16 protein-coding genes are annotated in these 12,694 nt (G+C 39.8%); all 16 read left to right on the top strand.

Annotated features, from left to right (window positions below; genetic code table 11):
- Positions 1-644: 644 nt before the first annotated feature.
- The 16 genes from J0A69_RS19705 (at position 645) to J0A69_RS19630 (ending at position 12,693) form a co-directional block, all read left to right on the top strand.
- Positions 645-1,214 (top strand): GNAT family N-acetyltransferase, encoded by a 570-nt coding sequence (locus J0A69_RS19705; RefSeq protein WP_206588339.1) that lies wholly within the window; start codon positions 645-647, stop codon positions 1,212-1,214.
- A complete protein-coding gene (locus tag J0A69_RS22750; protein WP_206588338.1) occupies positions 1,211-2,131 on the top strand; it encodes a helix-turn-helix domain-containing protein in 921 nt (306 codons plus the stop codon). The genes J0A69_RS19705 and J0A69_RS22750 overlap by 4 nt, the downstream gene beginning before the upstream one ends.
- A gap of 152 nt (positions 2,132-2,283) precedes the next feature.
- Positions 2,284-2,649, top strand: coding sequence for a plasmid mobilization relaxosome protein MobC (gene mobC / locus J0A69_RS19695; protein WP_206588337.1), 366 nt, complete (start codon positions 2,284-2,286; stop codon positions 2,647-2,649).
- Positions 2,646-3,974: a relaxase/mobilization nuclease domain-containing protein gene (locus J0A69_RS19690; RefSeq protein ID WP_206588336.1), complete on the top strand. Its 1,329-nt coding sequence runs from the start codon at positions 2,646-2,648 to the stop codon at positions 3,972-3,974. The genes mobC and J0A69_RS19690 overlap by 4 nt, the downstream gene beginning before the upstream one ends.
- A 10-nt stretch (positions 3,975-3,984) precedes the next feature.
- Entirely contained in the window at positions 3,985-4,635 is a 651-nt protein-coding gene (locus tag J0A69_RS19685; protein ID WP_206588335.1) for a ParA family protein, read from the top strand.
- Complete coding sequence (locus tag J0A69_RS19680; RefSeq protein ID WP_206588334.1) at positions 4,614-4,958, top strand: hypothetical protein; 345 nt, start codon at positions 4,614-4,616, stop codon at positions 4,956-4,958. The genes J0A69_RS19685 and J0A69_RS19680 overlap by 22 nt, the downstream gene beginning before the upstream one ends.
- Positions 4,959-4,960: 2 nt before the next feature.
- A complete protein-coding gene (locus J0A69_RS19675; RefSeq protein WP_206588333.1) occupies positions 4,961-5,332 on the top strand; it encodes a hypothetical protein in 372 nt (123 codons plus the stop codon).
- Positions 5,329-5,652, top strand: coding sequence for a DUF4134 family protein (locus J0A69_RS19670; RefSeq protein ID WP_206588332.1), 324 nt, complete (start codon positions 5,329-5,331; stop codon positions 5,650-5,652). Before J0A69_RS19675 ends, J0A69_RS19670 begins: the two co-directional genes overlap by 4 nt.
- A 46-nt stretch (positions 5,653-5,698) precedes the next feature.
- Positions 5,699-6,004, top strand: a complete 306-nt coding sequence (locus J0A69_RS19665; RefSeq protein ID WP_206588331.1) for a DUF4134 domain-containing protein — start codon at positions 5,699-5,701, stop codon at positions 6,002-6,004.
- Positions 6,004-6,288 (top strand): DUF4133 domain-containing protein, encoded by a 285-nt coding sequence (locus J0A69_RS19660; protein ID WP_206588330.1) that lies wholly within the window; start codon positions 6,004-6,006, stop codon positions 6,286-6,288. The genes J0A69_RS19665 and J0A69_RS19660 overlap by 1 nt, the downstream gene beginning before the upstream one ends.
- Positions 6,288-8,795: a TraG family conjugative transposon ATPase gene (locus J0A69_RS19655; protein ID WP_206588329.1), complete on the top strand. Its 2,508-nt coding sequence runs from the start codon at positions 6,288-6,290 to the stop codon at positions 8,793-8,795. Before J0A69_RS19660 ends, J0A69_RS19655 begins: the two co-directional genes overlap by 1 nt.
- Positions 8,792-9,454, top strand: a complete 663-nt coding sequence (locus J0A69_RS19650; RefSeq protein WP_206588328.1) for a hypothetical protein — start codon at positions 8,792-8,794, stop codon at positions 9,452-9,454. The genes J0A69_RS19655 and J0A69_RS19650 overlap by 4 nt, the downstream gene beginning before the upstream one ends.
- A complete protein-coding gene (locus tag J0A69_RS19645; protein ID WP_206588327.1) occupies positions 9,451-10,104 on the top strand; it encodes a hypothetical protein in 654 nt (217 codons plus the stop codon). Before J0A69_RS19650 ends, J0A69_RS19645 begins: the two co-directional genes overlap by 4 nt.
- Entirely contained in the window at positions 10,101-10,763 is a 663-nt protein-coding gene (locus J0A69_RS19640; RefSeq protein ID WP_206588326.1) for a hypothetical protein, read from the top strand. Before J0A69_RS19645 ends, J0A69_RS19640 begins: the two co-directional genes overlap by 4 nt.
- Complete coding sequence (locus tag J0A69_RS19635) at positions 10,760-11,542, top strand: hypothetical protein (protein WP_206588325.1); 783 nt, start codon at positions 10,760-10,762, stop codon at positions 11,540-11,542. The genes J0A69_RS19640 and J0A69_RS19635 overlap by 4 nt, the downstream gene beginning before the upstream one ends.
- A complete protein-coding gene (locus J0A69_RS19630; RefSeq protein WP_206588324.1) occupies positions 11,539-12,693 on the top strand; it encodes a plasmid transfer protein in 1,155 nt (384 codons plus the stop codon). Before J0A69_RS19635 ends, J0A69_RS19630 begins: the two co-directional genes overlap by 4 nt.
- The last annotated feature ends 1 nt before the right edge of the window (position 12,694 follow it).

Genomic DNA, 12,694 nt, shown 5'->3' with positions numbered 1-12,694 from the left:
TAAATCTTGATTCTCCTGGCCTAAATTTCGTGTAAAATATCGCAAAACCATATATTTGTATATATAGATATATTCAAACGGAATAGTCCAATACCCTTTTACAGATTATCCATTTTGGGTGAAAACTTGGCATCGGAATGCTTCCGATATTTAAGGAATTAAATCTGCATAAATAGAATTCTCAGGAAAGCTCTATCAATGAATGGGTGGATGAAATCTTGTCCCATTTTCCTTTTGCAGCTTTTCAATGAATAACCTAAGACAAATATATGCCTATAAATGTATTTAGAAATAGGATTAATGTGATTTCCATATATCTACATATGTATATGTCTAGATATATGGATATAGGATTTGTAATCATCTATATCCTGAGGTTTAAAGAGATTTAACCGAGAGTTTTAGTCATGTTTTTAGGGTTTTGGATACGTGAAGAGTTTTAAGAGCGTTGAAGGTTTTGTGGGTTTTTACCTGAATTAAAGGTTAGGCAACCTTTTGCGTGTTCCCTGCAAGTTGTGTATTTGTGACACAAATTCTTCGAATTTTCCTCCCAAACACTGACTTGCCTTTTTTGAGATTCTTTGCAGAATCATCTCAAAAGGATTATTCAACCTCGCAACTCGGTTAAAATTTAATACTGATAAATGAGAAAATTCATCGAACAGGATCGAAATAAAATCATCAACATATTAGTAGAATCATTCAAGGGAAATAAATCCGTTGACTTTGTGGTCGGGAAAACCGAAAAAGGTAGAAAAGTTCTCATGGAGTACAGTCTGGAAAACTGTTTGGAGAATGGGGAAGTATTTGTTTCTGATTCCGGTAATTCTTGCGCGTTGATAAAATATTCAGATCAGAAGAGTAAGCCTTTTAAATTATGGGTTTGGGATCTGAAACTGGCTCTCCAGGGAATAGGGATTCCTAAAATACCCAAAGTTCTCAAACGAGAATCAAGCATTGAAGAAACTCAACCCAAAGAACCATTTCTCTATGTATGGTTTATTGGCGTGGAACCGGAAAGCCAAGGGAGAGGAGAGGGATCAATGCTGATGGAGTCAATTCTCAGAATGGCCAAAGAAAAGCAACTTCCTGTCTGCTTGGAGACATCCACAGAGCGTAACTTTAAATGGTATGAAAACTTAGGATTCTCTACCTATGCTTCTTCTGATGAATTTGGGTTCCCATTTTACTTTTATAAAAAGGAGGCGCTATGAATGTTTTTGGAACTGAAATGCATCTTGCAACTTTCATTTTTGTTGTATGCGAGGTTTTGTTTTTTGTAACTCAGCTGGTTTTCTACCTTGAGAATCCATCAGATAAAATTCGAAAGTATTACTTGATCCTTTTAGGATTACTGATTCTTTATAACATTACTGGCGGGTTATTTCCAGACCCAAACCTTCCATTGGATATCAATCTGCAAATCAATCTTGCATATGGGACTGGCTTCTGTATGGGTTCTTATTTCCCATTTTATTTCTATAAGGTTTTCGGATTAGATGATCTGGAATGGCATGCTAAAAAAGGTGTCTGGTATTTCTTTATTGCCCCATTCATTTTATCCTTTGGGATTCTGCTTCCATTATCAAATGATCTATCAAATGTTATTTGGTATGGAATGGCCATACCGGTTTTGTATGCCATTTATTTAGACACATTGATATTTTTATTTATTCGCAAGAAATATAAAAAGACAAAACACAGGTTAGAGGCAATTCTAAGCTACGCAGCAATGTGTCCTTGGGTGTTCTTGCCAATTTTTAGTTACGTTGATGCTTCCCAGTTTACTGAGGTTATGGTCACTAATCTCGGCTTCGTAGTGATAACTTTCTTATTTATCCGAAAGATGATTTATGAAAACCGGAAGGCATTTGAAAAGTTGAATGGTTTTGATCAGAAAATACAGATTGATCAAAGTGCATTTTTCAATCAAAGATGTACTGAACTTGGACTGACGAAAAGAGAATGTGAAGTTGCAGAACAAGCTTCGCAAGGATTGACCAGTAAGGAGATTGCTGATAAACTTTTTATTTCCGAAAGAACAGTAAATAAACACCTTCAGGCAATTTACAAAAAGTCTGAAAGCAAAAACAGAGTAGAGTTGATCAACTCACTAAACTCTTATTCATAATTCAAAAATCCTTGTTTCAACCCATTGAGTAGGTATATCTGCGTATATAAATATATGGATACGCAGATATACCTATATCTCATTTTTGCGCAATTCTAGGTATTTTTTTTCATCTAGAGATTCCAATTCTTTACTCCTGTTAACGCACAGCCATGAAAGAGAAAAATGAAAATCTTTCCTGGGTATCTGTCAGGTTAAAGCCGGAGATCTATACCCGATTGAAAGAAGAAAGCAGATTGCTAAAGGTGTCTTTGAGCTATTTGATCAGAGTCAAACTTAGTAATGATCAGAACAGGCTTATTGATACAAAAGGAATCCTTAATACGATCGATAAAGTAGTCTCCGAACAAGCAAGAGTTAACAACAATATCAACCAATTGGCAAAACATGCCAATACCTACCGGGATAAAATTCCAACAAGAATTTTTGAAGAGCACACGGTTCTGATGTCAAAGCACCTGGAATACCGTGACTTCATGAATAAGGTATTAAAACAGATCTATCGAGTAATCAAATGAGAGTTAAGATCCTTTCCAGTACAAGTTCATTCAATGGCGTGACATACAACACCAACAAAACCCAGAATGAAAAGGGAGAGCTGACCAGGCTTCGAAATTTTGGTTATCTCCAGGACACAAAGGAGGTAGGACCTCATGAAGTCAAAAACTATTTGATGGCTCATTCGAACAGGAACTCTATTGTCAAAGACAAGCAATTCCATGCCATGATCAGTTGCAAAGGCAGAGAGTATTCCAAGGAGCAATTATCTGATATCGCTCATGAGTGGGTAGATAAAATGGGATATGGCAGCAATCCTTTCCTGATTGTTTTTCACAAAGACACCGCTAATAATCATGTTCACATTGTCTCCTCCAGAATTGATAAGGAAGGAAAGAAGATCAATGATTCTTTTGAAAAACTGAGAGCTCAGGAAGCGATCAATGAAATCATGCGATTGAATCCAAAGCATGAAGCAGGGAAGGCTGTCGAAAAGCTAAGAGAGTTTCATTTCAGTACGAAGGCTCAAGGGATGATGATTCTGGAGAACCTGGGATTTAAGCTGAGAGAAAAAAATGAACAGTTGGAGTTGATCAAGTATGGCTCAGTTCAAGGGGCAATCCCGATGTCTGAGATCAATCAGAAAATCCAATCTTATGAATTGAATAAGTCCAGGGCTTTTCAGCTGAAAGCAATTCTCGACAAATACTCCAAGGTTTATCAAACCAAGCCAGTCCCACTTTTTGAGCCAACACATGGAGGAAAGAACCAAAAACATTATGGCTATCGCTCGGATCTTGGAGATTTCCTTAAAGACAAGTTTGGCATAGAACTGAAATTTCATGGGAAAGAAGGGAGGACTCCTTATGGCTATTCCATCATCGATAATTCCAGTAGGATCATTTTCAAAGGAAGTGAAGTATTTCCATTGAAAAGCTTGATGGAGCAGGAGGGAGTGAGAAAGACTTACCAATCCAAGGATAAGATAAAAGAGCTGTTGGTTGACAAGATTGGAGGAAAGGTGAAGCTACAATCAGCCCTAAACGATTTCCCAACAGTCCGAAAAGGAATGGAGTTTCATTCCCTTCAATTCGAGAATCGAGATGGGAATTCCTATCTGAAAACCTCCCAAGGTGACATTTTAACCAAAGACATTCTTTCGCCAGATCAACAGCTGGCATTAGCCAAATATTTCAGTGAGTCAGGCGATCAATCAAGGACTCAAGCTCAGGAGGAATTCGACTTGATCCCAACGCTTAATATCGCCGATGATGTAGATGACGAGGCTGTCCATGGCAGGAGAAGGAACAAGAAACGAAAAGGAGAAAATGAAATCACGAGATAAAAATTTAAGGATGATCATACTGTTTGCAAACCAAAAAGGTGGAGTTGGAAAAAGTACCCTTGCGGTTCTGTTTTCCAATTTCGCCGTCCAAAAAAGGAATAGAAAGGTGAAAGTCTTTGACATGGATTTTCAGCAGTCTTTGTACAACAAATACCTCAATTCGGATCTGCTGGAGAATGAAAAGCTGTATGAAGTTGAGCTTGCTAATATTCCTGGATTTAAGTCCATCAAAAAGAAAGCAAGCCAAGATCCATCTCAGCTAACAGTCATTGACTTGGCTGGGAAAATGGATGACGATAATCTGATCCAAGTTTTCAAAGAGTCTGAATTGATCATTTGCCCTTTCTGCTATGACGAATATAGCGTGACCAGCACTTTTGAGTTTTGTTATGTGGTCAAAAAGGTGAACCCATCAAGTAATATCATCTTGATTCCCAATCGGGTCAAATCCTCCGTCAAATACGAAACACTGGAAAGTGTCAACCAAGCTTTGGGACAATTTGGAGAACTCAGCTCCCCGGTATCTGACAGAATAGATTTTCAGCGTCTGACTACTTCCTATACTCCCGAAACACTGGTTCCTATCCTGGATCCAATTTTCAATAAAATTTTTGATGACCACATAGAAACGGAATCTACATGGGAAGCGGAGACTATATAAATAAGTTGGTGCAAGGTGTCCGAGGTGAGATAACTATCGGTGAAAATCATGACGTTTTGCCATCAGTAGCTGAAGAAAATGATAATGTCGACAAGGAAGCATCAGATATCAATAAGCTTTTGGAAAGCATGAGAAAATTTGAAGTGAAAGGGGATTCAAAACGATTGATTCGAATAGATGCTAGAACTGAAGAAGTCTTGAAGCTTCTGAATCCCACTTTTCGAGTGGATGTGACCTCCTTCGTGAATTTTTTATGCTGGGAGTTTTTCAAGGAAAACCCCGAACTGATCAATGAAATAAAACAATCACTAAATAAGATTTAACGATGACCTGGACAGACTTCTTTTTATACCTAGCCCTATTCTATGTAGTGTATTATGCCGCAAATGTCATAATCGATGTATTGCGAAAGCCTCGAGTTGCAGGAATCCAAGAAGGTGATGCATACACATTCGAGTCAGATTTAACAGAGTTTGACGAGAAACCCACAGTTATAGAGGATGATGAGCCAATAGCTCCTAACCCAGCTAATTCCATTGCAAATAATCCGAACAAGGAAACCGAAGAAGTTGATGGGATAGAAATCAATGAGGTAAATCCAGTCAAGTCATCTGGAGGAGTGACCAATATCGATTCCTTGTTTGCCCTAGCTAAAGAAGGCACAATTGAAATGAAAAAAACCATTGTGTACTCATGAGGACACGCCAATATTTTCTAGTTAGCGGTTTTCTATTTCTGCTTTTGGCCAGTTCAGAAAGCATTGCTCAGTCTCCTCCTGGAGTGTCAGAATTCAATACTGTAGAGAATGATATGGAGAAATTCTATGTCGCTTTCTCAAGGTTATCCTTCGTAGTTGGAGCCGTTTCGGGATTGCTGGGTGGCCTTCGGGTTTACAACAATTGGCAGATGGGCAGGCATCATATAGATGTTCAGGTGATCAGCTGGTTTGGAGCCTGTCTCTTTTTATCAACCATTGGTCTTTTCCTCAGTGGCCTATTTGGAGTGCCACTCCCTTAACAAATGAATCTCAATGAAATATTTTCTTACCAAAACCATAACTATCATGTTCAAAAGAACCAAAAAAATCATCGCCAGCACCTTACTAACTGGCTTCGCCACAATCTCTGCCAAAGCACAAGGAGTGCAAGGAATAACAGCAGCCGAATCTTCACTACTGGCATATGTCGATCCCGTAGCTAGTCTTTGTCTGGTGATCGGAGCAGTTGTCGGACTTATAGGAGGCATCCGGGTCTACATCAAATGGAATTCAGGAGACCAGGATATCAATAAAGAATTGATGGGTTGGGGCGGCTCCTGCCTGTTTTTAGTATTAGTGAGCGTGATCATCAAAGCGTTTTTCGGGGTCTAATGGCCAAGCAATTTCCGATATATAAGGGGTTACAAAAACCTCTTATATATCGTGGGTTTCAGGGAAAATTTATCGGATGGGGAATTGCCTCTTTGGTAATTGGAGTCGTATTGGGAGGCCTCATCGGGAGTCTGACCAGTATGGTTTTGGGAGGTGTGATCACCATTTCAATTATCGTATTAGGTCTATTCCTAACCTCTCAACAACAGAAAAAAGGACTACACAGCAAAACAAGATATCAAGGGGTTTTTCAGATCACTACCTCCTTAAAATCAAGAAAATAATGTTCAAGAAAAAAAAGAATGAATTCAAGTTACCCTATTTAGGGATTGAAAATGAGATCAATGGATTCCATTGCCTTTTCAATCTGAAGGGTGATTTTGGGGTCATTCTCAAATTGGATAATCCTGTCATTCAATTTTCGGCTGATTCATCAAAGTATGATACTTTCCATCAGCTTTATACCAATGTGATCAAAATCCTCGGTGAGGGGCATTTGATTCAAAAGCAGGATATTTTTTCAAGGAAAGTTTACAGTGAAAATAACTCAAAGGAGTACTTACAGAAAAAGTATGACGAGCATTTCCAAGGAAGGGAATATACAGACCTGAAGACCTTTTTGGTAATCACCAAAAGATCAAAAGGCAGATATAGCGAGAAGTCGGTTAATGATTTTATTCAAACTCTTGGAAAGATCACAGACCTATTTGAAAGAACAGGAATAAAGGCGGAATCACTCAACAGAATCCAAACAGACCGATATGTAAAGCGAATTCTCAGTATGAATTTTCATCAGGAAGGGATTGTCCTGGATAATCTTCTTTCCGAGGAAACTCAAGTAGAAAGTGGGGATAGAGCCTTCCGTTCCATTTCCTTGGTAGATACGGACAAAGTCGAGCTTCCTGAACAGGTTAAGACTCACTTGGAGCGAAATGACAAGGATAGCCTCAAAGGATTCCCAATTGACAACATGGGTTTCCTATTCGATATCCCAAACTTCGAAACAGTTGTTTACAATCAGATCATTGAAATTATTGAGCAGAGGCCAATCCAGACCAAGCTTGAACTCAAGCGAAAACGACATTCGGGAATACCCGATCCAGCCAATAATTTATGTGTTGAAGATATTGATAGACTTTTGGAGGATGTGGCAAGGCATAACCAACTTCTAGTCAATTGCCATTTCAACGTGGTTGTTTCAGCTAAAAAGAAGCATATCCAATCTGCTTGTAATTATGTCGAGTCCTCTTTGTTTCAGCAGGGAATTGTCGCCAACAAGAACTCGTACAACCAACTGGAACTGTTCAGGACTATCCTTCCCTGCAATACGGCAGAGCTGAAGGTTTACGATTACTTTTTGACCACGGCAGATGCTGCCTTGTGTTTTTTCTTGAAAGAATCACTGAATAAGGATGAGGAAAGCGGTTTTCAGATCCGTTTCACAGATCGCCAAGGAATTCCCTTGAAAATCGATCCGGCTGATTTGCCGATGCAGATCAATCGGATCAACAATCGGAACAAGTTTGTACTTGGTCCTTCTGGTTCAGGAAAATCATTCTTCATGAATGCGCTCATTGAGCAGTATTGCATGTGGAACAATCGCCCAGATCCTAAATGGCTTATGGATGTGGTAATCGTGGATACTGGACATTCCTATTCGGGTTTGTGTCAGTATTACCAGGGGAAATACATCACTTATACCGAGGAAAAGCCAATTACTACCAATCCTTTTGCCATCTCTGAAGAGGAATACAACATTGAGAAAAAGGACTACCTCTTAACGCTTGTCTCACTCCTTTGGAAGACAGCTGAGGGGACAGTTTCTCAGGTTGAGGCAGATGTAATTTCCAATACGATATCGGCGTATTACTCATCCTATTTTTCTGAAGAAGGGGAAACCAAAAGGCTTTGCTTCAACAGCTTTTATGAGTTCGCGCTGGATAAGATTCCCGAGATAATGGATAAAGAACGAATCAGTTTCGAAATCGATGAATTCCGCTTCGTTCTCAAAAAGTTCTACAAGGGAGGTGAATTCGAAAACTTGTTAAATGAAGAGGTAGACAGCTCTTTATTTACTGAATCATTTGTGGTATTCGAAATTGATAGCATTAAGGAGCACAAGGTTCTATTTCCAATTGTGACGCTGATCATCATGGATGTTTTTATCCAGAAAATGAGATTTCGAACCAAATACCGTAAAGCCCTGATCATTGAAGAAGCATGGAAAGCAATTGCTTCTCCGTTGATGGCGGGCTATATCCTTTATCTCTATAAAACTGTCCGGAAATTCTGGGGAGAAGCAATTGTGGTTACTCAGGAGCTTGGGGATATCATCGGTAATGAGGTAGTCAAAGAAAGTATCATCAATAATTCTGATACGATTTGCCTTCTGGATCAGACCAAGTTCAAAGACAACTATTCCCAGATAGCCTCCTTGCTTTCCATTAATGAAAATGAGCGAAAAAAGATCTTCACCATCAACCAATTGGATAATCAAGATGGAAGAGGAAGGTTCAAGGAAGTCTATATCCGAAGAGGTTCTACTGGTGAGGTTTATGGAGTTGAAGTTTCCTTGCACCAATACCTCACATACACGACTGAGAAACCCGAGAAATCTGCTGTAGAAATTTATACAAATGCCTTTGGAGGATACCAGGACGGGTTGGATGCATTTGTTGAAGACTTCAAAGAATCAAAGGTTTCTCTACATAGCTTTTTTGAAAAAGTAAATAAAAGAGGGATTCCTTTAAGAGAAATCATAATGTCAACCAATTACCGCATTGCCTTATGAAATACTTTCAATTCATTCTATTTCTGATTTTTTCAGAGTCAGCTTTTGGACAGGCTGTTTATGTAGATCCAGCCGTTGCATCGGCCACAGCTGCACACTCAGCAGTCATCAATTCTCAGTTGAAGGCTACCAATGAACGATTGACCCTGATCGAACGAGGACAATTGGCCGTGACCGGAAATCTTACCATTGTTAATACGATGCAGGACAAAATCTACAAGGGACTTTCCGAAGTCAGTTCTATCCTGACCAATCTTTCCAATGTCAAAGAAATCGCAAGGATGGCTACGGCTATTTCAGGGGATTTGAATGAAGTGATGGAATTGGCCGGAGAGAATCCAGCTCTACTTCTATTTGCTGAAAGGAACGCTACTATGTTCCAGCAGAGGGCAACTTCTTTGGCTCTGGAGGTAAGTTCTTTTGTCCTTAAAGGGGGAGAAAATAACCTGATGGATGCAGGGGAAAGATCGAAATTGATCAATCAGATTTTGACTGAAATGGTGATCCTGAGATCCCATACCTATGGCATGTACCGCGCCATGTATTTTGCCCAAATGAAGGGTTTTGTCAAAGCCTTAAACCCCTTTCAAGGCTATATCAATTTAGATATCCAAGTAGCTCAGGATATCGCCAGAAAAACCAAAACCCTACAACGATGAAGTTCCTTAACATTCTTCTTTTGGTCTTTTTTGCAAACATTGAATTGGGTCATGCCCAGGTGAATGCTACGTTGCTACATCAGTTGGTCGACGAATCCAAATCTGAATACAATCTTCAAAAAGAAGCGAAAGCAAATCAAGGGAAGAATGCGGTCAATGAAGAAGTAAACAAGAATCTGGTGAATTCGGTGAAGGAAAAATACCGAGTTGTCCAGGAGCGATTTGCAAAACTGTCCATTGTGATTGATGCATTTGGAATTGGAACAACGGCTGAACCCTTAGTGAACTCAATCATAGAAAATCAGCAGCAAATCGTCTATTACTGCCAGCAAGATCCAAGCTTGTTACTTTTTGCGATAGAAACAGAAAAGCTTTTTGTAGAGAGATCTTATTCCCTGATGAATTACCTCATTGGACTTTCGGCCAGCATTGGAGTAGTCAACCAAATGAAAGTCTCTGAGCGCAGGATCCTATTTCAGCATATTATTGACGAGTTGAGAGAAATCAATGGGATTTCTTACACCGCTTCAAAGTCTCTGCAGCACCATTTGGAGAGAAGTCTAGGAGTCAATCCTTACCTGGGATATGTGGCCACGGAAATGGCTTTGGTCGAGGAAATCATTCAAAAAGCTAAAACCCTTACCCAATGAAAAAGCTCCTTTTCTTTTTAATGTGTTTCGGTGCTATTGAGGCTATTTCTCAAACAGTAGTTTTTGACCAAAACCATTTTACGATTGTCAATGCAAACGCTGCCATGAGAAATGTCAGCGAAATAGGCTACCACAAAACATTGGATATCATCAAGCAAAACACGGATGATATCACTCTCAATTCATCCATCTTAGCGATGGTGAAGACCATGATTGTCAATTCATTGACCCAAGTAAATGAGGGATTCAAAGATGCCATTCAGATTAGAATTTTAGGGGAAACGGTTTTGGATATCACTTCGGCATCAGCTGAAGCATTTCAATTGGCTTCTGACAATCCAGTTTTATTCCTTTTTACTGAAGAATATATTTCTCAAGCAAAGACTAGAAGCATCCAACTTGTAACGGAAGTCTCAAGCCTAATCTTAAAGGAAGGGGAAAACCTGCTGATTAATTACAATGTCAGGGACGAACTTTTAAATGACGTGCAAAAGGAACTGCAAGTGATTCTTGCATTGGTCATCTCTGCCCGGAATAGCATCTATTGGGCAAAGACAAATGGTGTGATCAGGTCACTTAACCCCTATCAATCCTACATCAACAAGGATCTGGCACTGATCAACGATATCCTCATCAAACAGAAAATTCTTACCCGATGAAAGCACTTCTTACATTTTTGATCTTCAGCTGTTTCTATGTCTCGCTTTATGGGCAAACGCCTATTCATGATAAAGCAATTGTCGCCCAACAGGAAAGAATGGTTTTTAAACAATGGGATGAGGATAAATTTTATCCTGAGCCAAAACGATTTCTGGGGATACCGACAAACCCTCTTTGGTATTCTACCTGGGCTTTGCATCCCAATTATCCAGACTTGGATAAAAGGCCTCTTTCTCCAGCTGGAGAACAGACCCAAAGATTGGGGCTTGCAGCAGCTATGCAGATTTCTTCTGACTATTATAAGCAGCATTCGGATACAATTAAAAACTTGGCAAATGCAGAAATGGCTCGTATTTCAGGTGCACTTTCAGTGACAGACCCCCTTTTTCAGCTCTATTACAAAAAGGAACTCAAGCCATTGGAAAAACCAGAGGAAGTAGCTTTTCAGGGAGTTTCTTCCGAAGTGATGGAGTACATGACGAAGCATGGTGCTTATCAATGGTATCTCAATAATATGGCTTCGCTCTCAGAGCGCTTTGGTTTTGCAAAAAGTCTGGATATGGAAAGAGGTCAGCGAATCCTGATGTATCACAGAATTATGCTTGAAATGAGAGAAGTCCTGGAGAAATGGCAATACAAACTTGATATGTCTGCCAATATGCTGGCCTTTCGAAAACTGAGCAATCGAAAAATTAGCAGTGAAATCACTTTTACAGAATCACAGGATGAGGTGGACAGAGCTAAAAAAATCGCCAACCAAACACAGATCCTGAAATGAAGAAACTATTCACCGGACTGATCCTATTCCTTGGCTTATCTATGACGAGCTACGCTCAGGCTGTCAACCATGACGAATACAAGGAAACGATCACCTATTTGCAAGGAAATAGCATCTACGATCGTGGAGTGATGACTTTTTTTGAGGAAATGAGGGACTATGGATTTGCTCACTCAGGTCCATTTATGAAAGATGCCCAAACCTTAGCCTGCATTTTCATGCTGATCTTCTTTAGCTTAAAATGCTACGAAATGATGGCAGGGGATAAAAAACTTGAAATCATGCCTCTTTTAAGGCCCTTCGCTCTGGTAATTCTCTTGATGTGGTGGCCTATTTTCTGTCAAATAGTAGCATTCCCAACTGATTTGATTGCTACCAAAACGGAAGCACTTTTTGGAACTCAAAATGATACAAACAATGCCCTAAGACTGGATCGTGCTGCATATATGGTCGAAATGGCTGATCAATTGGTCGAATATCAAGCTGTCACTGAAATGGCATCCGAACAAGCAGAGGAATCCGATAAGGATCTTGGGACGGTGGTTGTGGATGGAGTAAAAGGATTTTTCTCAGATCAGATACTTGCTCCGATTGTGCAGATGAGGATCAGAATGCAAACGAGCCTTCAGCTGCTTGCTACGCAAATCATAGAATTGGTTGCCATCTGGATTTTGAGGATCTGTGTCTATATCATTTTTATGATTCAGATTATCTATTCGACCGTGTTGGTTATCCTTGGTCCATTTTCAGTTGTGGCAAGTATTCTCCCGGCTTTTCGGGATGCCTTTACCACTTGGATCGCCCGTTTTGTTTCGGTTAATCTCTATGTAGGAGTTGCCTATTTAATCCTGTACATCACTGGGAGACTTCAACAATATGCCTTAGAAGTGGAAATCGACAAATACGAATATTTGCTTTCCACCGGAGGCGGAGCGGATAGATTGGAAAAAATGGCTTGGCTGGCCTCCAATGGTTTCTTGAGTTTCGGGCTGGTGATAGTTGCCTTTTTTGTCACGGCCATTGCAATTACAACAGTGCCTTCGATTTCCACTTGGATCATTTCTACTTCGGGGATTACCTCGGCAGCCACTACCGCTGGAAGAATGAGTTCATCCACCTCCAAATCTATTTCAAGAGCTAAACTAATCTAAC

This window comes from Algoriphagus pacificus, from assembly GCF_017254845.1.
GTDB classification, from domain to species: domain Bacteria; phylum Bacteroidota; class Bacteroidia; order Cytophagales; family Cyclobacteriaceae; genus Algoriphagus; species Algoriphagus pacificus.
Note: the sequence above shows the minus strand (reverse complement) of the source record. Positions and strands in the feature narration are given on the sequence as shown.

Coding starts and splice junctions, on each gene's coding strand:
- J0A69_RS19705 (WP_206588339.1), top strand. CDS start 645: ATGAGAAAATTCATCGAACAGGATCGAAATAAAATCATCAACATATTA.
- J0A69_RS22750 (WP_206588338.1), top strand. CDS start 1,211: ATGAATGTTTTTGGAACTGAAATGCATCTTGCAACTTTCATTTTTGTT.
- mobC (WP_206588337.1), top strand. CDS start 2,284: ATGAAAGAGAAAAATGAAAATCTTTCCTGGGTATCTGTCAGGTTAAAG.
- J0A69_RS19690 (WP_206588336.1), top strand. CDS start 2,646: ATGAGAGTTAAGATCCTTTCCAGTACAAGTTCATTCAATGGCGTGACA.
- J0A69_RS19685 (WP_206588335.1), top strand. CDS start 3,985: ATGATCATACTGTTTGCAAACCAAAAAGGTGGAGTTGGAAAAAGTACC.
- J0A69_RS19680 (WP_206588334.1), top strand. CDS start 4,614: ATGGGAAGCGGAGACTATATAAATAAGTTGGTGCAAGGTGTCCGAGGT.
- J0A69_RS19675 (WP_206588333.1), top strand. CDS start 4,961: ATGACCTGGACAGACTTCTTTTTATACCTAGCCCTATTCTATGTAGTG.
- J0A69_RS19670 (WP_206588332.1), top strand. CDS start 5,329: ATGAGGACACGCCAATATTTTCTAGTTAGCGGTTTTCTATTTCTGCTT.
- J0A69_RS19665 (WP_206588331.1), top strand. CDS start 5,699: ATGTTCAAAAGAACCAAAAAAATCATCGCCAGCACCTTACTAACTGGC.
- J0A69_RS19660 (WP_206588330.1), top strand. CDS start 6,004: ATGGCCAAGCAATTTCCGATATATAAGGGGTTACAAAAACCTCTTATA.
- J0A69_RS19655 (WP_206588329.1), top strand. CDS start 6,288: ATGTTCAAGAAAAAAAAGAATGAATTCAAGTTACCCTATTTAGGGATT.
- J0A69_RS19650 (WP_206588328.1), top strand. CDS start 8,792: ATGAAATACTTTCAATTCATTCTATTTCTGATTTTTTCAGAGTCAGCT.
- J0A69_RS19645 (WP_206588327.1), top strand. CDS start 9,451: ATGAAGTTCCTTAACATTCTTCTTTTGGTCTTTTTTGCAAACATTGAA.
- J0A69_RS19640 (WP_206588326.1), top strand. CDS start 10,101: ATGAAAAAGCTCCTTTTCTTTTTAATGTGTTTCGGTGCTATTGAGGCT.
- J0A69_RS19635 (WP_206588325.1), top strand. CDS start 10,760: ATGAAAGCACTTCTTACATTTTTGATCTTCAGCTGTTTCTATGTCTCG.
- J0A69_RS19630 (WP_206588324.1), top strand. CDS start 11,539: ATGAAGAAACTATTCACCGGACTGATCCTATTCCTTGGCTTATCTATG.